This is a genomic window from Pantoea agglomerans NBRC 102470 (assembly GCF_001598475.1).
GTDB lineage: Bacteria > Pseudomonadota > Gammaproteobacteria > Enterobacterales > Enterobacteriaceae > Pantoea > Pantoea agglomerans.
This window is the reverse complement of the sequence record NZ_BCZA01000003.1, coordinates 137,289-156,116: the sequence shown is the minus strand read 5'-3', so window position 1 is coordinate 156,116 and position 18,828 is coordinate 137,289. Positions and strand designations below refer to the sequence as shown.

Annotated in this window: 17 protein-coding genes; 16 read left to right on the top strand and 1 reads right to left on the bottom strand. The window is 55.5% G+C overall.

What is annotated here, in order from left to right; translation table 11 throughout:
• Positions 1-49 precede the first annotated feature (49 nt).
• Genes PAG01S_RS06870 through nei form a run of 4 tightly spaced genes read left to right on the top strand, consistent with a single transcriptional unit; the run spans position 50 to position 3,248 of the window.
• Positions 50-778: a DUF969 domain-containing protein gene (locus PAG01S_RS06870; RefSeq protein ID WP_010671295.1), complete on the top strand. Its 729-nt coding sequence runs from the start codon at positions 50-52 to the stop codon at positions 776-778.
• Complete coding sequence (locus PAG01S_RS06865) at positions 778-1,794, top strand: DUF979 domain-containing protein (RefSeq protein ID WP_031592206.1); 1,017 nt, start codon at positions 778-780, stop codon at positions 1,792-1,794. The genes PAG01S_RS06870 and PAG01S_RS06865 overlap by 1 nt, the downstream gene beginning before the upstream one ends.
• A gap of 6 nt (positions 1,795-1,800) precedes the next feature.
• Complete coding sequence (pcp, locus tag PAG01S_RS06860) at positions 1,801-2,448, top strand: pyroglutamyl-peptidase I (protein WP_010671296.1); 648 nt, start codon at positions 1,801-1,803, stop codon at positions 2,446-2,448.
• A gap of 11 nt (positions 2,449-2,459) precedes the next feature.
• On the top strand, positions 2,460-3,248 hold the full coding sequence (nei, locus tag PAG01S_RS06855) for an endonuclease VIII (protein ID WP_033766694.1): 789 nt from the start codon (positions 2,460-2,462) through the stop codon (positions 3,246-3,248).
• A 365-nt stretch (positions 3,249-3,613) separates the two neighbouring features.
• Here the strand turns inward: nei and PAG01S_RS06850 are convergent, their stop codons facing one another.
• Positions 3,614-4,897 carry a citrate synthase gene (locus PAG01S_RS06850; protein ID WP_010260725.1) on the bottom strand — a complete coding sequence of 428 codons (1,284 nt, stop codon included), beginning with the start codon at positions 4,895-4,897 and terminating at the stop codon, positions 3,614-3,616.
• A gap of 633 nt (positions 4,898-5,530) precedes the next feature.
• On the opposite strand from PAG01S_RS06850, the gene sdhC reads away from it, so the two are divergent.
• From sdhC to ybgE, 12 genes are all read left to right on the top strand, one after another.
• Positions 5,531-5,920 carry a succinate dehydrogenase cytochrome b556 subunit gene (sdhC, locus tag PAG01S_RS06845; RefSeq protein WP_029519433.1) on the top strand — a complete coding sequence of 130 codons (390 nt, stop codon included), beginning with the start codon at positions 5,531-5,533 and terminating at the stop codon, positions 5,918-5,920.
• Positions 5,914-6,261: a succinate dehydrogenase membrane anchor subunit gene (sdhD, locus tag PAG01S_RS06840; RefSeq protein WP_009091417.1), complete on the top strand. Its 348-nt coding sequence runs from the start codon at positions 5,914-5,916 to the stop codon at positions 6,259-6,261. Before sdhC ends, sdhD begins: the two co-directional genes overlap by 7 nt.
• Positions 6,262-8,028 (top strand): succinate dehydrogenase flavoprotein subunit, encoded by a 1,767-nt coding sequence (sdhA, locus tag PAG01S_RS06835; protein WP_022626042.1) that lies wholly within the window; start codon positions 6,262-6,264, stop codon positions 8,026-8,028.
• A gap of 14 nt (positions 8,029-8,042) precedes the next feature.
• Positions 8,043-8,759, top strand: a complete 717-nt coding sequence (locus PAG01S_RS06830; protein WP_010260736.1) for a succinate dehydrogenase iron-sulfur subunit — start codon at positions 8,043-8,045, stop codon at positions 8,757-8,759.
• Between the two features lie 200 nt (positions 8,760-8,959).
• The gene (sucA, locus tag PAG01S_RS06825; protein ID WP_010260738.1) at positions 8,960-11,767 is read left to right on the top strand and encodes a 2-oxoglutarate dehydrogenase E1 component; all 2,808 of its coding nucleotides are present in this window, start codon (positions 8,960-8,962) and stop codon (positions 11,765-11,767) included.
• 15 nt (positions 11,768-11,782) lie between these two features.
• Positions 11,783-13,006 (top strand): 2-oxoglutarate dehydrogenase complex dihydrolipoyllysine-residue succinyltransferase, encoded by a 1,224-nt coding sequence (gene odhB / locus PAG01S_RS06820; protein ID WP_010260740.1) that lies wholly within the window; start codon positions 11,783-11,785, stop codon positions 13,004-13,006.
• Between the two features lie 70 nt (positions 13,007-13,076).
• On the top strand, positions 13,077-14,243 hold the full coding sequence (sucC, locus tag PAG01S_RS06815; protein WP_003853151.1) for an ADP-forming succinate--CoA ligase subunit beta: 1,167 nt from the start codon (positions 13,077-13,079) through the stop codon (positions 14,241-14,243).
• Positions 14,243-15,118: a succinate--CoA ligase subunit alpha gene (gene sucD, locus PAG01S_RS06810; RefSeq protein WP_010260744.1), complete on the top strand. Its 876-nt coding sequence runs from the start codon at positions 14,243-14,245 to the stop codon at positions 15,116-15,118. Before sucC ends, sucD begins: the two co-directional genes overlap by 1 nt.
• A 574-nt stretch (positions 15,119-15,692) precedes the next feature.
• On the top strand, positions 15,693-17,264 hold the full coding sequence (gene cydA, locus PAG01S_RS06805) for a cytochrome ubiquinol oxidase subunit I (RefSeq protein WP_010260749.1): 1,572 nt from the start codon (positions 15,693-15,695) through the stop codon (positions 17,262-17,264).
• Between the two features lie 11 nt (positions 17,265-17,275).
• The gene (cydB, locus tag PAG01S_RS06800; RefSeq protein ID WP_062758156.1) at positions 17,276-18,415 is read left to right on the top strand and encodes a cytochrome d ubiquinol oxidase subunit II; all 1,140 of its coding nucleotides are present in this window, start codon (positions 17,276-17,278) and stop codon (positions 18,413-18,415) included.
• Between the two features lie 15 nt (positions 18,416-18,430).
• Positions 18,431-18,535, top strand: coding sequence for a cytochrome bd-I oxidase subunit CydX (gene cydX, locus PAG01S_RS06795; RefSeq protein ID WP_010260755.1), 105 nt, complete (start codon positions 18,431-18,433; stop codon positions 18,533-18,535).
• Positions 18,535-18,828, top strand: a complete 294-nt coding sequence (gene ybgE, locus PAG01S_RS06790) for a cyd operon protein YbgE (RefSeq protein WP_062758154.1) — start codon at positions 18,535-18,537, stop codon at positions 18,826-18,828. The genes cydX and ybgE overlap by 1 nt, the downstream gene beginning before the upstream one ends.

Sequence of the window (18,828 nt, the reverse complement as noted above, 5' to 3'; positions counted from 1 at the left end):
CCACACTTAGCCCGGCGTATGCCGGGTTTTTCAACTCTGAGGGAAACCCATGGATAGTGCAGTAAATCTCTGGCCATTACTGGGCATCGCCGCCATCGTCGTCGGCTTCCTGTTACGATTCAATCCGGTGCTGGTGGTGATTGTCGCCGGGTTTGTGACCGGTCTGGCCGCGATGATGCCGCTGGCGGACATTCTGGAAAAGCTCGGGGCAGGTTTTCTCAACACCCGCAACCTGCCACTGATCCTGCTGCTGCCGCTGGCGGTCATTGGCCTGCTGGAGCGTCACGGACTGAAAGAGCGGGCGCAGGCGTGGATTGCACAGATCAAAACGGCAACCGCCGGACGGCTGCTGATCGTCTACCTGTTTGTGCGCGAAATCACCGCCGCGCTGGGGTTAACCAGTCTCGGAGGACATCCGCAGATGGTGCGTCCGTTGCTGGCACCGATGGCGGAAGGAGCAACTGAAAGCCGCTATGGCGAGATCTCACCTGAGCTGCGCCATCGGCTGCGCGCGATGTCAGCGGCGACGGATAATGTCGGTCTCTTCTTTGGTGAGGATATCTTCGTGGCGTTTGGCGCGATTATCTTTATGCATAACTTTATGCAGGAGTCCGCCGGGATTCAGACCGAACCGCTGCACATCGCCTTATGGGGCATTCCGACTGCCGTCGCCGCGTTCCTGATCCACTCGGCACGTCTGGTGCGGCTGGATCGGCAACTGGCGCGAGAGCTGCAGCAGCTGAACCGTCAGGCGCTGAAAGCCAAAGGAGGTGAGTAATGTTCCAGCAACAATATCTGATGTGGCTGGCGGGCATTATCCTGCTGGTGGTGGCGGTGCTTTCCTGGCGTGACAGCGCGAATCCACGTCGCTTTACCACCGGACTGTTCTGGGCCTTGTATGGCCTGGTTTTTCTGGTCGGTGACTGGACGACGCAACTGATGAGCGCCTGGATGGGGTCAGATGCGGCGGGCACCCGTATGCTGCACATCGGCATCGGTGTCATTGTGGTGGTGATGGCGCTGATTGCCGGGTTTGGCGGTGTCAGGCTGGGTCGCTATCATCAGCGCAGCGATGAAGAGAAACAGGCCAGTGCGCTGCGTCTGCGCAATAAACTGTTTCTGCCTGCACTGTCGATTCCGGTCGTGACCGTGGTCGGTGTGCTGGCGTTTAACCATATTCCCGGTTTGCAGGATGCGGTGTTCGGCCCCGGTAACCACGCTACGCTGGTGACGCTGTTTTCAATGATGGTCGGCTGTGTGATTGGCTGGCTGGTGGCGTTAAAACTGACCCACGAGAAACCGGTGCAGTCGATGCAGGAGACCCGTCGCCTGCTGGATTCGATTGGCTGGGCCTTTATCCTGCCGCAGATCCTTGCCACCCTGGGGCTGCTGTTTACCAGCGCAGGCGTGGGCAGTGCGATTTCGCATCTGACAGAAACCTGGCTGGCGGTAGATAATCGCTTTGTCGCGGTCACCGTCTATGCCGTCGGGATGGCGCTGTTAACCATGATCATGGGTAATGCTTTTGCGGCGTTTCCGATAATCACCGCAGGCGTCGGCATCCCGATTCTGGTGTTGCAGCACGGCGGAAACCCGGCAGTGATGGCGGCAATTGGTATGTTCTCCGGCTACTGCGGTACGCTGATGACGCCGATGGCGGCCAACTTCAATATCGTCCCGGCAGCGCTGCTGGAACTGCCCGATCGTAACGCGGTGATCAAGGCTCAGATTCCGACCGGTGTGCTACTGTTAATCGTTAATATTTTCCTGCTCTATTTCCTGATGTTCCTGTGAGGTTGCATGAAAACTGTCCTGATGACCGCCTTTGAACCTTTTGGCGGTGAAACGATTAACCCTTCATGGGAAGCGGTGCGCGCGCTGGAAGGTAAACAGATTAGCGGGGCGACGATAGTGATCCGCCAGTTGCCGGTGGTATTCAGCGACGTACTCAGGGTGCTGAATCAGGCGCTGGAAGAGGTGAAACCGGATGCGATTCTGTCGGTGGGGCAGGCGGGCGGGCGAAGCGACATTACCGTTGAACGTATTGGTATTAATGTCGATGACGCCCGTATCCCGGACAACGCCGGTCATCAGCCGGTGGATGAGCCCGTCGTAGCTGGTGGCCCGGCAGCCTATTTTTCCCGTCTGCCCATCAAAGCGATTGTGGCGGCGGTGCGGGAAGCGGGGATCCCCGCTTCAGTGTCGCAAACGGCGGGCACCTTTACCTGTAACCGCGTAATGTACGGCCTGCTGCACTGGCTTGAGCAGCATGACAGTCCGGTGCGGGGAGGTTTTATCCATATTCCTTATCTGCCAGAACAGGCGGCGCAGCATCCGGGCGCACCGAGCATGGCGCTGGCGTCCATTATTCAGGCGCTGGAAATTGCGGTAAAGGTCACGCTGGAGACCGGCGAGGATATCAGACAGGCTGGCGGCGCCACCCATTAAGAGGATGAACGATGCCTGAAGGACCGGAAATTCGTCGCGTGGCGGATAAACTTGAAGACGCCATTGTGGGTCAGCCGTTAACGGAAGCGTGGTTCGCGTTTCCTCAGCTCAAGACCTATGAACCGGCATTGATTGGTGAGCAGGTTCAGGCGATTGAGACGCGGGGAAAAGCGCTGCTGACTCATTTCAGCAATGGCCTGACTCTCTACAGTCATAATCAGCTTTATGGTGTCTGGCGCATTGTAAAACCTGACACCGAACTGAATTCCACCCGTCAGTTGCGGGTGAGGCTGGCGACGGCGGGCAAAGCGATTCTGCTCTACAGCGCCTCTGATATTGAGCTGCTCAACGCGGATACGCTGGCGGCGCATCCGTTTCTTAATCGTATCGGGCCGGATGTGCTGAACAGCGCGCTGACAGTGGAAGAGGTTAAAGAGCGGCTGCTGTCACCCCGTTTCCGGCGGCGGCAGTTCAGTGGTCTGTTGCTGGATCAGGCTTTTCTGGCCGGGCTGGGAAACTATCTGCGTGCCGAAATTCTGTGGCTGGCACAGCTGCTGCCAAATCATCGGGCGCAGGATCTCAGTAACGATCAGCTGACTGCTTTCAGCGAAGCGCTGCTGTCGGTGCCGCGCCATGCCTATCGGATGCGTGGAACCATGAAGAAATATCATGAGGAAGCGGCGTTTCAGTTTGAGGTGTTTCATCGACAGGGCAAAAAATGCCGACGCTGCGGCACGGTAATTGAGAAGGGCACGCTCTCATCACGGCCTTTTTACTGGTGTCCGGGTTGTCAGAGATAGGGGCGACCGCATTGGGGAACAAAACAGGAAAAGGTTCTTACTGCAAACAGCTGACAAACTCGAATCCGGGTGAGTCCAGCCGCTACTAAGAAGTCTGACGCGCAGGGGATACGGTCAGAGGAGGAAAGCGTCCCGCGCCATGGACAAAAACGCCGGGAGCGTTTTTGAACAACGCAACGCGTTGGCCCGGCAACGGGCGCACCTCAGGGATGAGGTGCGTAATCGCGCGGGCCGAGCGTGTCATGGATGACGGCTTTTGCGTCTTTCCGATCTGACCGTGTTCTCTGCGCAGGCGCAGTATCACAGCTAACTGCCCCCAGCTTTATACCAACATCAAGCGGAAATCCCTATCCGCCCTGCGAACCTTACTTTTTCAGCTGTGAGCTGAATTCGCGCTCGGTATAACCGGTGTAGAGCTGACGTGGACGGGCAATCTTCATGCCTTCGTCGTGCATCTCTTTCCAGTGTGCAATCCAGCCAACAGTACGGGCCATCGCGAAGATCACCGTAAACATGGAGGATGGAATACCCATCGCTTTCAGAATGATACCGGAGTAGAAGTCCACGTTTGGATAGAGTTTACGCTCAATGAAGTACGGGTCGTTCAGCGCAATGTGTTCCAGCTCCATCGCCACTTCCAGCAGGTCATCCTTCATACCCAGCTCATTCAGGACTTCATGGCAGGTATCGCGCATCACGGTCGCGCGTGGATCGTAGTTTTTGTAAACGCGGTGACCAAAGCCCATCAGACGGAAGGAGTCATTTTTGTCTTTGGCGCGTTTAACAAATTCCGGAATATGCTCAACGGTGCTGATCTCTTCCAGCATACGCAGGGTCGCTTCGTTGGCACCACCGTGCGCCGGTCCCCACAGGGAGGCGATCCCGGCGGCGATACAGGCAAACGGATTCGCGCCGCTTGAACCGGCGGTACGAACGGTAGAGGTTGAGGCGTTCTGCTCATGGTCAGCATGCAGGATCAGGATGCGGTCCATGGCGCGTTCCAGCACCGGATTCACTTTATACTCTTCGCACGGCGTGGCAAACATCATGTGCAGGAAGTTACCCGCATAGGAGAGATCGTTGCGCGGATAGACAAACGGCTGGCCGATAGAATATTTGTAACACATCGCTGCCATGGTCGGCATTTTAGAAAGCAAACGGAATGCTGCAATTTCGCGGTGGCGCTCAATGTTTACATCCAGCGAATCGTGGTAAAACGCAGCCAGTGCGCCAGTGACACCGCACATTACCGCCATCGGATGCGAATCGCGACGGAAGCCGTGGAACAGGCGGGTAATCTGCTCATGAATCATGGTGTGGCGGGTAACCGTGGTACGGAACTCATCAAACTGTTTCTGGTTTGGTGCTTCGCCGTTCAGCAGGATGTAGCAGACTTCCAGATAGTTAGAGTGGGTCGCCAGCTCAGAAATAGGGAAACCACGGTGCAGCAGGATACCTTCATCCCCATCGATAAAGGTGATTGCAGATTCGCAGGACGCGGTAGACGTAAAACCGGGATCGAAGGTGAACAGGCCACTTGAACCCAGAGTGCGGACATCAACGACATCCTGGCCCAGCGTACCTTTCAGCACGTCCAGTTCAATAGATGTTCCATCTTGCAGGGTTAGCGTTACTTTTTTATCTGTCATTTTCGTCTCCATAGCGCCTTATGTAGGTAAGGATCTTTAGACACCTGAAACGCGTTCATGTTGCGGTTGGCAAAACTACACAGTATCACTCTGCGGGGATAAAACGGGTGCAGGGTACAGAGTGAGCGGCGCGTTCCCAGCGGGAACCGGTGAGCCATGGACATGCTGCATATCGCGGTTGTTAAAGATCCGGTCAGGACATAACTTCTTGGTAACCAATAACCTGATGCTTTTTAATGCTCATTATCGCAATGTTACATAACTTGCGCTTAGGGGAAAGTGTATCCCCATAACTTTTGCGCATCATAGGAATTTACAGGCTTAGTTTGTAACTGAATTGTTGAACTATTGTCAAATCAGATAATTAAAATTGTATCAATTGTGAAAATCGTGAGTAGGATCACTGTTCCACCTAAAATATACCAAAGAGTTTGTAGGGGAATTGTAATCAGAATGTGATCCTCCTATACTCCAGGCAGGTCTCCGGAACACCCTGACACCAGGAGCCACCCAGCGTTTACTACCGCGTCAACTAACACTGGATGTTGCTTTTTTGGTGACGGTTAAAGTCTGCCACGCGTTGTGATTAGACTCCGCCTCAGGTCCGGAGGAAGCAAAATAAAAAAGAGCTGTGTGGGCAAAACCGTGAAAAAACAAAGACCTGTCAACTTGGATCTCTCGACGATCCGGTTTCCCGTTACTGCAATATCGTCCATTCTTCACCGCGTCTCCGGCGTAATCACATTGGTTGCCATTGGCATCCTGCTGTGGCTGCTCGGTCTCTCTCTCTCCTCTCCTGAAGGTTTCCAGCACGCTGCGTCCATCATGGATGGCTTCTTCGCGAAGTTCATTATGTGGGGCATCTTAACGGCGCTGGCCTATCACGCGGTGAGCGGGATTCGTCATATGTTGATGGATTTTGGTTATCTGGCCGAAACGCTGCAGGTTGGTAAGCGTTCCGCTCATATGACTTTTGTGATCACTGTCGTGCTGGCAATTCTGGCGGGAGTCCTCGTATGGTAAGCAATGCATCCGCATTGGGTCGCAACGGCATTCAGGACTGGCTGCTGCTGCGGGCAACTGCAATTCTCATTACGCTCTACATCGTCTATATCCTCGGTTTCGTGGTGATGACAGACACGCTGACTTATGACCTGTGGCGTGGCTTCTTCGCTTCCGCATTCACCAAAGTGTTCACGCTGCTGACGCTGTTCTCCATTCTGATCCACGGCTGGATTGGCATGTGGCAGGTGTTAACAGACTACGTTAAATCACTGCCAACCCGCTTGTTGTTGCAGTTTGTGATTGTCGTGGCGCTGTTGTGGTATGCGATTTATGGATTTGTTGTGGTGTGGGGTGTGTAAATGAGTTTGCCAATCAGAGAGTTCGATGCCGTGGTAATCGGCGCAGGTGGCGCAGGAATGCGAGCCGCACTGCAAATCTCCCAGGGCGGCCAGAGCTGTGCCCTGTTATCTAAAGTTTTCCCGACCCGTTCCCACACCGTATCTGCGCAGGGCGGTATTACCGTTGCGCTGGGTAATACCCATGAAGATAACTGGGAATGGCACATGTACGACACCGTCAAAGGTTCCGACTATATCGGCGACCAGGACGCGATTGAATATATGTGTAAAACCGGACCGGAAGCAATTCTGGAACTGGAACACATGGGTCTGCCTTTCTCGCGTCTGGAAGATGGTCGAGTCTACCAGCGTCCGTTTGGTGGCCAGTCAAAGAATTTCGGTGGCGAGCAGGCGGCGCGTACGGCGGCTGCGGCTGACCGTACCGGTCACGCATTGCTGCACACCCTTTATCAGCAGAACCTGAAAAACAAAACCACTATCTTCTCTGAGTGGTATGCACTGGATCTGGTGAAAAACGCCGATGGCGCAGTCGTGGGTTGTACCGCTATCTGCATCGAAACCGGCGAAACCGTTTATTTCAAAGCGAAAGCGACCATTCTGGCCACCGGCGGCGCGGGCCGTATCTACCAGTCCACCACCAATGCACACATCAACACCGGTGACGGCGTAGGTATGGCACTGCGTGCGGGCGTACCGGTGCAGGATATGGAGATGTGGCAGTTCCACCCAACCGGTATCGCCGGTGCGGGCGTGCTGGTCACCGAGGGCTGCCGTGGTGAAGGCGGCTATCTGCTGAACAAACATGGCGAACGCTTCATGGAGCGTTATGCGCCGAACGCCAAAGATCTGGCGGGCCGCGACGTGGTTGCGCGCTCAATGATGATTGAAATCCGTGAAGGTCGCGGCTGTGATGGCCCGTGGGGTCCACATCTCAAACTGAAACTGGATCATCTGGGTAAAGAGGTGCTTGAGTCACGTCTGCCTGGCATCCTTGAGCTGTCACGCACCTTTGCGCACGCCGATCCGATTAAAGAGCCGATTCCGGTCATTCCGACCTGCCACTACATGATGGGCGGTATTCCGACCAAAGTGACCGGCCAGGCACTGCGCGTCAATGAGCAGGGCGAAGATGTAGTGATTCCTGGCCTGTTCGCCGTCGGTGAAATCGCCTGTGTATCGGTGCATGGTGCCAACCGTCTGGGCGGTAACTCACTGCTCGACCTGGTGGTCTTTGGCCGTGCAGCGGGTCTGCATCTGCTGGCGAGTATTCAGGAGCAGGGCGACCTGCGTGATGCCACAGAAGATGAGATCGCCGGGGCGATGGCGCGTTTCAACCGCTGGGAAAACAACACCACGGGTGAAGATCCGGTTGAGATTCGTAAAGCGCTGCAACGCTGCATGCAGAATAACTTCTCGGTATTCCGTGAAGGCGAAGCGATGGCACAGGGTCTGGAAGAGCTGAAAGAGATTCGCCAGCGCCTGAAGTCAGCGCGTCTGGATGACCGCTCACCGGATTTCAACACCCAGCGTATTGAGTGCCTGGAGCTGGATAACCTGATGGAGACGGCCTTTGCCACGGCGGTAGCGGCTAACTATCGCACCGAAAGCCGCGGTGCGCACAGTCGCTTCGACTTCCCGGATCGTGATGATGAAAACTGGCTGTGCCACAGTCTTTATGTCCCGGAAACCGAAAGCATGACGCGCCGTGAGGTGAACATGCAGCCGAAACTGCGCGCGGCCTTCCCGCCGAAAGTGCGTACCTACTAATTTCGGAGACGATCATGAGACTCGAGTTTTCAATTTATCGCTACAATCCGGACGTCGATGACAAACCGCGCATGCAGGATTACACCCTGGAAGCGGAAGATGGTCGCGACATGATGCTGCTGGACGCACTGATTCGCCTGAAAGAGAAAGATCCGACCCTGGCGTTTCGTCGCTCCTGTCGTGAAGGCGTCTGCGGTTCCGATGGCCTGAACATGAACGGTAAAAACGGACTGGCCTGCATTACGCCCGTCTCGGCGCTGGGCAACGGCAAACAGAAAATTGTTATCCGTCCGCTCCCAGGTTTACCGGTGGTGCGTGACCTGGTTGTAGACATGAGCCAGTTTTATGCACAGTATGAGAAAATTAAGCCTTTCCTGTTGAATAATGGGGAAAATCCGCCAGCTCGTGAACATCTGCAGTCGCCGGATGAGCGTGAACACCTGGATGGCCTGTACGAATGTATACTCTGTGCCTGCTGCTCAACCTCATGCCCATCATTCTGGTGGAATCCTGAGAAGTTCATCGGTCCTGCTGGCCTGCTGGCCGCGTACCGCTTCCTGATTGACAGCCGCGACACCGAAACCGAGGCGCGTCTCGACAATCTGAATGATGCTTTCAGCGTATTCCGCTGCCATAGCATCATGAACTGTGTGAGCGTATGTCCGAAAGGGCTGAACCCGACGCGCGCCATCGGCCATATCAAGTCGATGCTGCTGCAGCGCGGCGCATAAGCAGTTTCTGCCGGGAACCTCAGGTTCCCGGTGTTTTACGGAAGCCTCTGTAAGCGCGGTGATTACCACGTTTACAAAGGTTCCCTTACGGGCCACGCGCGCTGCGCAAAGTGCTCGTATCGCTGAACTCACTACGGCAAACCGCGAAAGCGGCAACAAATGAAACCTCAAAAAAGCATAGCAATGCTTAAGGGATCACAATGCAGAACAGCGCGATGAAGCCCTGGCTGGACTCTTCCTGGCTGGCCGGCGCGAATCAGTCTTACATAGAGCAGCTCTATGAGGATTTCCTGACCGATCCTGACTCTGTCGATGCAGTGTGGCGCTCGATGTTCCAGCAGTTACCGGGCACCGGAATGAAACCTGAGCAGTTTCACTCCACCACACGTGAGTACTTCCGTCGCCTGGCGAAAGACGCATCTCGTTACACCTCATCTGTCTCCGATCCTGAAACCAACTCCAAGCAAGTAAAAGTGCTGCAGCTGATTAACGCGTTTCGTTTCCGCGGTCATCAGCACGCCAATCTTGACCCGCTTGGTCTGTGGAAACAGGACCGGGTAGCCGATCTCGATCCCGCTTTTCACGATCTGACCGAGGCCGATTTTCAGGAAAGCTTTAACGTCGGCTCTTTTGCCATTGGCAAAGAGACCATGAAGCTGGCCGAACTGTTCGAGGCGCTGACTCAGACTTACTGCGGCTCGATCGGTGCAGAATATATGCACATCAACAACACTGATGAGAAACGCTGGATTCAGCAGCGTCTTGAGTCAGTCGCGGGCCGTGCAGCCTTCAGCAATGAAGAGAAAAAAGGTTTCCTGAAAGAGCTGACCGCGGCCGAAGGGCTGGAAAAATATCTCGGAGCGAAATTCCCGGGTGCCAAACGCTTCTCGCTGGAAGGCGGCGATGCACTGGTTCCGATGCTGCGCGAAATGATCCGTCATGCCGGTAAGAGCGGAACCCGTGAAGTCGTACTGGGTATGGCGCACCGTGGCCGTCTCAACGTGCTGATCAACGTGCTGGGTAAAAAGCCACAGGATCTGTTCGACGAGTTCGCCGGTAAGCACAAAGAGCATCTGGGCACCGGTGACGTGAAGTACCACATGGGCTTCTCGTCTGACGTGGAAACCGAAGGCGGTCTGGTTCACCTGGCGCTGGCGTTTAACCCGTCGCACCTGGAGATCGTCAGCCCGGTAGTCATGGGTTCAGTACGTGCCCGTCTGGATCGTCTGGATGAGCCAGCCAGCAATAAAGTCTTACCGATCACCATTCATGGTGATGCGGCCGTGATTGGCCAGGGCGTGGTTCAGGAAACTCTGAACATGTCACAGGCGCGCGGTTATGAAGTGGGCGGTACCGTTCGCATCGTCATCAACAACCAGGTTGGCTTCACCACCTCCAACCCGAAAGATGCGCGTTCTACCCCTTACTGCACCGATATCGGCAAAATGGTGCTGGCACCGATTTTCCACGTCAATGCTGACGATCCGGAAGCGGTCGCGTTTGTGACCCGTCTGGCGCTCGACTATCGCAACACCTTTAAGCGTGATGTGTTTATCGATCTGGTCTGCTATCGCCGTCATGGTCACAACGAGGCGGATGAGCCAAGTGCGACCCAGCCGCTGATGTACCAGAAAATCAAAAAACACCCGACGCCGCGTAAAATCTATGCCGACCGTCTGGAAGGTGAAGCCATTGCCACGCAGGAAGATGCGACCGAAATGGTCAATCTCTACCGTGACGCGCTGGATGCGGGTGAGTGCGTGGTGCCGGAATGGCGTCCAATGAGCCTGCACTCCTTTACCTGGTCACCTTACCTGAATCATGAGTGGGATGAACCTTACCCGGCTCAGGTCGACATGAAACGTCTGAAGGAGCTGGCGCTGCGTATCAGCCAGGTGCCTGAAGAGGTGGAAGTGCAGTCGCGTGTTGCCAAGATTTACAACGACCGTCGCCTGATGGCTGAAGGCGAGAAAGCCTTTGACTGGGGCGGCGCGGAAAATCTGGCATACGCCACGCTGGTTGATGAAGGCATTCCGGTGCGTCTGTCGGGTGAAGATACCGGTCGCGGAACCTTCTTCCATCGTCACGCGGTAGTCCATAATCAGGCGAACGGCTCAACCTATACCCCTCTGCACCACGTGCACAGCGGTCAGGGCCAGTTCAAAGTGTGGGACTCCGTGCTGTCAGAAGAGGCGGTACTGGCCTTTGAATATGGTTATGCCACCGCAGAGCCGCGCATCCTGACCATCTGGGAAGCGCAGTTTGGTGACTTCGCCAACGGCGCACAGGTTGTTATCGACCAGTTCATCAGCTCCGGTGAGCAGAAATGGGGCCGGATGTGTGGCCTGGTGATGCTGCTGCCGCACGGTTATGAAGGTCAGGGGCCAGAGCACTCCTCTGCGCGCCTGGAGCGTTATCTGCAACTCTGCGCTGAGCAGAACATGCAGGTCTGCGTGCCGTCTACCCCTGCGCAGGTTTACCATATGCTGCGTCGTCAGGCGCTGCGCGGTATGCGCCGTCCGCTGATTGTGATGTCGCCGAAATCACTGCTGCGTCATCCGCTGGCGATCTCCACGCTGGATGAACTGGCTAACGGCAGCTTCCAGCCTGCGATTGGCGAAGTCGATGATCTGGATCCGCAGGGCGTGAAACGCGTCGTGCTGTGCTCCGGTAAAGTCTATTACGACCTGCTGGAGCAGCGTCGTAAAAATGAGCAGACCGATGTGGCTATCGTGCGCATCGAGCAGCTCTATCCGTTCCCGCATCACGCGGTACAGGAAGCATTAAAAGCGTATGCTCACGTGCAGGATTTTGTCTGGTGTCAGGAAGAGCCACTGAATCAGGGCGCCTGGTATTGCAGTCAGCATCATTTCCGTGAAGTTGTGCCGTTTGGTGCCACCTTACGTTATGCAGGCCGCCCGGCATCCGCCTCACCGGCCGTGGGATACATGTCCGTACACCAACAACAGCAGCAAGACCTGGTTAATGACGCGCTGAACGTTAATTAATTAAAAGGAAAGATAATGAGTAGCGTAGATATTCTCGTTCCCGACCTGCCTGAATCGGTTGCCGATGCCTCTGTGGCAACCTGGCATAAAAAACCAGGCGATGCAGTCACTCGCGATGAAGTGCTGGTCGAAATCGAAACTGACAAAGTTGTACTGGAAGTGCCAGCCTCTGCGGACGGTATCCTGGAAGCCGTTCTGGAAGAAGAGGGCGCCACCGTCACTTCCCGCCAGATCCTGGGTCGTCTGAAAGAGGGCAACAGCGCCGGTAAAGAGAGCAGCGCGAAGTCTGAAAGCAAAGAGTCTACCCCGGCTCAGCGTCAGACTGCGTCACTGGAAGAAGAGAGCAACGATGCGCTCAGCCCGGCTATCCGCCGTCTGATTGCAGAGCACAATCTTGATGCCTCGCAGATCAAAGGCAGCGGTGTTGGTGGTCGTCTGACCCGTGAAGATGTTGAAAAACATCTGGCTAACAAACCGCAGGCTGCTAAAGCCGCTGCGCCAGCTGCTGATGCGGCCGCCGCGCAGCAGCCAGTGGCTAACCGCAGCGAAAAACGCGTGCCGATGACCCGTCTGCGTAAGCGTGTTGCCGAGCGTCTGCTTGAAGCGAAGAACAGCACCGCGATGCTGACCACCTTCAACGAAATCAACATGAAGCCCATCATGGATCTGCGTAAGCAGTATGGTGAGGCCTTCGAGAAGCGTCACGGTGTACGTCTGGGCTTTATGTCCTTCTACATCAAAGCGGTTGTTGAAGCGCTGAAACGCTATCCGGAAGTGAATGCTTCTATCGATGGTGAAGATGTGGTTTACCACAACTACTTCGACGTCAGCATTGCGGTCTCTACGCCACGTGGTCTGGTTACACCCGTCCTGCGTGACGTGGATGCGCTGAGCATGGCGGACATCGAGAAGAAAATCAAAGAGCTGGCAGTGAAAGGCCGTGACGGCAAGCTGACAGTTGAGGATCTGACCGGCGGTAACTTTACCATTACCAACGGCGGCGTCTTTGGTTCACTGATGTCCACCCCGATCATCAACCCACCGCAGAGCGCCATCCTGGGCATGCACGCCATCAAAGATCGCCCGATGGCGGTCAATGGTCAGGTTGTGGTGCTGCCGATGATGTATCTGGCGCTCTCCTACGACCACCGTCTGATCGATGGCCGTGAATCAGTTGGTTATCTGGTTGCAGTGAAAGAGATGCTGGAAGATCCGGCGCGCCTGCTGCTGGATGTCTGATTTTCACCGGGCGCGCCTTGCCGCGCGCCCAACCTCATTACTCTTTTCAGACCTGAATGGATAGAACATCATGAACTTACACGAATACCAGGCGAAACAACTGTTTGCACGGTATGGCATGCCGGCACCAACGGGTTACGCCTGTACTACACCACGTGAAGCGGAAGAAGCAGCCTCTAAAATTGGCGCAGGCCCGTGGGTAGTTAAATGTCAGGTTCATGCCGGTGGCCGCGGTAAAGCGGGCGGTGTGAAAGTGGTTAACAGCAAAGAAGAGATTCGCGCTTTTGCTGAAAACTGGCTGGGCAAACGCCTGGTTACCTATCAGACAGACGCAAACGGCCAGCCGGTAAACCAGATTCTGGTTGAAGCGGCGACCGATATCGATCAGGAGCTCTATCTGGGCGCTGTGGTCGATCGCGCAACACGTCGCGTAATTTTCATGGCCTCAACTGAAGGCGGCGTGGAAATTGAAAAAGTGGCGGAAGAGACCCCGCACCTGATCCACAAAATGGCGCTGGATCCACTGACCGGCCCGCAGCCTTATCAGGGTCGTGAGCTGGCGTTCAAACTTGGCCTGACCGGCAAGCTGGTTGGCCAGTTCACCAAGATCTTCATGGGTCTGGCGACACTGTTCCTGGAGCGCGATCTGGCGATGGTTGAGATCAACCCGCTGGTGATCACCAAACAGGGCGACCTGATCTGCCTGGATGGCAAACTGGGTGCCGATGGCAATGCCCTGTTCCGTCAGCCAGAGCTGCGCGAAATGCGCGATCCAAGCCAGGAAGATCCGCGTGAAGCCCATGCTACACAGTGGGAACTGAACTATGTTGCGCTGGAAGGCAACATCGGTTGTATGGTTAACGGCGCAGGTCTGGCGATGGGCACCATGGACATCGTTAAACACCACGGCGGTCAACCGGCCAACTTCCTTGATGTCGGCGGCGGCGCAACCAAAGAGCGCGTGACCGAAGCCTTCAAAATCATCCTGTCTGACGATGCGGTTAAAGCCGTATTCGTTAACATCTTCGGCGGTATCGTACGCTGCGACCTGATTGCCGACGGCATCATCGGCGCAGTCGCTGAAGTGGGTGTGAACGTACCAGTTGTGGTACGTCTGGAAGGTAACAACGCCGAGCTGGGCGCCCAGAAACTGGCGGACAGCGGTCTGAACATCATTGCAGCAACCAGCCTGACAGACGCCGCACAGCGTGTTGTTGCTGCCGCGGAGGGTAAATAATGTCCATTCTGATCGACAAAAACACCAAAGTCATTTGCCAGGGTTTCACCGGTGGCCAGGGGACTTTCCATTCTGAGCAGGCGCTGGCATACGGCACCCAACTGGTTGGCGGCGTGACGCCAGGCAAAGGTGGCACGACCCATCTCGGCCTGCCGGTGTTCAACACCGTTCGCGAAGCGGTAGAAGCAACAGGCGCGACCGCCACTGTGATCTACGTTCCGGCTCCTTTCTGTAAAGATGGCATCCTGGAAGCGATCGACGCGGGCATCAAACTGATCATCACCATCACCGAAGGCATCCCGACCCTGGATATGCTGACCGTGAAAGTGAAGCTGGATGAAGCAGGCGTGCGGATGATCGGTCCAAACTGCCCAGGCGTTATCACCCCAGGCGAATGTAAAATCGGCATCATGCCGGGCCACATTCACCAGCCGGGCCGCGTCGGTATCGTGTCACGTTCAGGCACCCTGACCTATGAAGCGGTTAAGCAGACCACGGATATCGGCTACGGCCAGTCAACCTGCGTTGGCATCGGTGGTGACCCGATCCCAGGCTCTAACTTCATCGACATCCTGAAAATGTTCCAGGATGATCCACAGACTGAAGTTATCGTGATGATCGGTGAGATCGGCGGTAGCGCAGAAGAAGAAGCTGCAGCCTTCATTAAAGAGCACGTGACCAAGCCGGTTGTAGGCTACATTGCTGGCGTCACCGCGCCAAAAGGCAAGCGTATGGGCCATGCTGGCGCCATCATTGCCGGTGGTAAAGGTACAGCAGATGAGAAATTTGCTGCGCTGGAAGCGGCAGGCGTGAAAACCGTCCGCAGCCTGGCGGATATCGGTGACGCAGTTAAAGCCGTATTACCTGCTAAATAAGTCAGCGTCATCTGAGACTAAGCCACCTTCGGGTGGCTTTTTTTATGCCTGTAAATGAGAGCTATAACGCAGGAAGCTAAAGAGAAGAGTGCGCGGTGAAATAACCGGTCTGCGGCTCATCACGTTAAGGAAAAGTGTCAAAGGTAAATTATTTCTTCGCGCTTTATTTCATTACTGACATCTCATTAACAAGAAACCTACCTGACCCTATCTGGAAACTTATTGCGTTAATCCAGATCAATTAATCGCGACTTATATCCAACTATATCTCTGGCAAAGCGCAACGCTAAGGGCGTAAATTGCGCTGCATCAATCCAGCCTTTTACACAAATTTTCAAACGTCTGCTCAACCCGGGATTACACCCGCTTTCCTCCTGTTAAAGCACGCGTTAACGAAAGCGCTGATTGACAATTTTCTGAGCTGCTTCATTCGCTACTCGCCTGTTCGGGCAGCTCACAGACCTGTTCTGCGGGTAATAAAAAACTGGAATCAATAAACAGTCGTTGCTGACTCTGATTGCGTTCGATCTGATCGCGCGCGTGACGGAGACAAAGCGAGGAGCAAGGAGTCCTTATGTTAGATATCGTCGAGCTGTCGCGGTTACAGTTTGCCTTAACGGCGATGTACCATTTTCTGTTCGTCCCTTTAACGCTGGGTATGGCGTTCTTGCTGGCGATCATGGAAACGGTATATGTCCTGAGCGGCAAACAAATCTATAAAGATATGACGAAGTTCTGGGGCAAGTTATTCGGTATTAACTTTGCGCTGGGTGTCGCCACCGGCCTGACCATGGAATTTCAGTTCGGGACTAACTGGTCATATTACTCTCACTACGTCGGCGATATCTTCGGCGCGCCGCTCGCCATCGAAGGTCTGATGGCGTTCTTCCTGGAATCCACCTTTGTTGGCCTGTTCTTTTTTGGCTGGGATCGCCTGGGCAAAGTGCAGCACCTCGCCGTCACCTGGCTGGTGGCGCTGGGCTCAAACATGTCGGCGCTGTGGATTCTGGTGGCTAACGGCTGGATGCAGAACCCGATCGCCTCTGAGTTCAACTTCGAAACCATGCGCATGGAGATGGTCAGCTTCTCAGAGCTGGTGCTGAACCCGGTCGCGCAGGTGAAATTCGTGCACACCGTGGCAGCCGGTTACACCACCGGTGCGATGTTTATTATGGGCATCAGCGCCTGGTACATGCTGAAAGGCCGTGATTTCGCCTTTGCTAAACGCTCGTTCGCTATCGCAGCCAGCTTTGGCATGGCGGCGGTACTGTCAGTCATCGTTCTGGGCGATGAGTCAGGATACGAAATGGGTGACGTGCAGAAAACCAAACTGGCCGCTATCGAAGCGGAGTGGGAAACCCAGCCGGCACCGGCCTCGTTTACCCTGTTTGGCCTGCCCGATCAGGCAACTCAGGAGAACCGATACGCAGTACAGATCCCCTGGCTGCTGGGCCTGATCGCCACCCGATCAACCGATACGCCGGTCACCGGCCTGAAAGATCTGATGGCACAGCATGAAGTGCGCATCCGCAACGGCATGAAAGCCTATGCCCTGCTGAATGAGCTGCGCGGTGGCAGCCAGGATCCGGCGGTGCGTGATGCGTTCAACAGTCACAAACAGGATCTCGGCTACGGTCTGCTGCTGAAGCGTTATACCGACAACGTGGCTGATGCAACCGAAGCGCAGATTAAACAGGCGACGCAGGACTCTATCCCGCGTGTCGCCCCGCTCTATTTCGCCTTCCGCATCATGGTGCTGTGTGGCGTACTGCTGCTGGGCATTATCGCGCTGGCGTTCTGGAGCGTACTGCGTAACCGCATCGGTAAAAATCGCTGGTTACTGAAAGCGGCGCTGTTTGGTATTCCGTTGCCGTGGATCGCTATCGAATCAGGCTGGTTTGTGGCGGAGTATGGTCGTCAGCCGTGGGCTATCGGTGAAGTTCTGCCGACTGCGGTGGCCAACTCCTCTCTGACCGTTGGCGATCTGCTGTTCTCCATGATCCTGATCTGCGGACTCTACACAATGTTCCTGGTGGCTGAGATGTACCTGATGTTCAAATTCGCCCGCCTTGGGCCGAGCAGCCTGAAAACCGGGCGTTATCATCATGAGCAGATCACGGCAATCACCCAGCCGGTACAGGGATAAGGAGAGCGACCATGTTTGATTATGAAGTTCTGCGCTTTGTCTGGTGGCTGTTGATTGGCGTGCTGCTGATTGGCTTTGCCGCCGCAGATGGTTTTGATATGGGTGTCGGGATGCTGACACGCATTCTGGGCCGGAATGATACTGAACGTCGTATCATGATTAACAGTATCGCCCCACACTGGGACGGTAACCAGGTCTGGCTGATCACCGCAGGTGGCGCGCTGTTTGCCGCCTGGCCGATGGTTTACGCGGCAGCCTTCTCTGGCTTCTACGTGGCGATGATTCTGGTGCTCGCGTCGCTGTTCTTCCGCCCGGTTGGCTTCGATTACCGCTCGAAGATTGAAGACAATCGCTGGCGCGGCGCCTGGGACTGGGGGATTTTCATTGGCAGCTTCGTGCCGCCGCTGGTGATCGGCGTAGCGTTTGGCAACCTGTTACAGGGCGTGCCGTTCCATGCCGATGAGTATCTGCGCCTGTTCTATACCGGTAACTTCTTCCAGCTGCTGAATCCGTTTGGGCTGCTGGCGGGTGTGGTCAGTGTGGCGATGATTCTGGCGCAGGGTGCAACCTATCTGCAGATGCGCACTACCGGCGAACTGCATCTGCGTTCACGCACCGCAGCACAACTTGCCGCCCTGGTGATGATGGTCTGCTTTATCCTGGCGGGCGTCTGGGTGAAATATGGTATCGATGGTTATGTGGTGACCAGCACCATGGATCACTTCGCCGCCTCTAACCCACTGGGCAAAACCGTAGTGCGCGAAGCGGGTGCCTGGATGGTCAACTTCCAGAACCACCCTGTGCTGTGGCTGTTCCCGCTGCTGGGCGCTGTGCTGCCGCTGCTGACCATACTCTGCTCGCGGGTTGAGAAGGGCGCCTGGGCGTTCCTGTTCTCCTCACTGACGCTGGCCTGCGTCATCATGACAGCCGGCATTGCGATGTTCCCGTTCATCATGCCATCCAGCACGGTGCCGGGTATGAGCCTGACCATGTGGGACGCAACGTCCAGCCTGCTGACGCTGCAAACCATGACCGTTGCCGCCGCTATCTTTGTGCCGATCATTCTGGCCTACACCACCTGGTGCTACTGGAAGATGTTTGGTCGTATCACCAAAGAGCATATTGAAAGCAACAGTCACTCACTCTATTAATTAAGGAGACGTCGCATGTGGTATTTTGCCTGGATTCTCGGCACGTTGCTGGCCTGTGCCTTTGGTATCGTGACCGCGCTGGCGATTGAGCACATTGAAGCGCAGGATGAGCCTCACTGATGCGAACGCTAATTCGGATGCTGTATGATCTGATGGATAAGGGCCCGTTACGGGCCCTTTCACTGCTGCTGGCGCTGCTGACCGCAGGCGGCGTGATGTGGGATCCGACACGCTTTGCCAATCAGGCAGGCCAGTTACCGGCTCTGCAGGGGCTGGTGCTGATCTGGGCGGTCTGCAGTGGGGTGATCCACGGTGTGGGCTTCCGGCCACAGCAAACCCGATGGCAGGCGCTGTTTGCCCCGTTACCCGCCATGCTGTTGCTATTTATTGCGCTTTACCGTTTTTATCTTTAA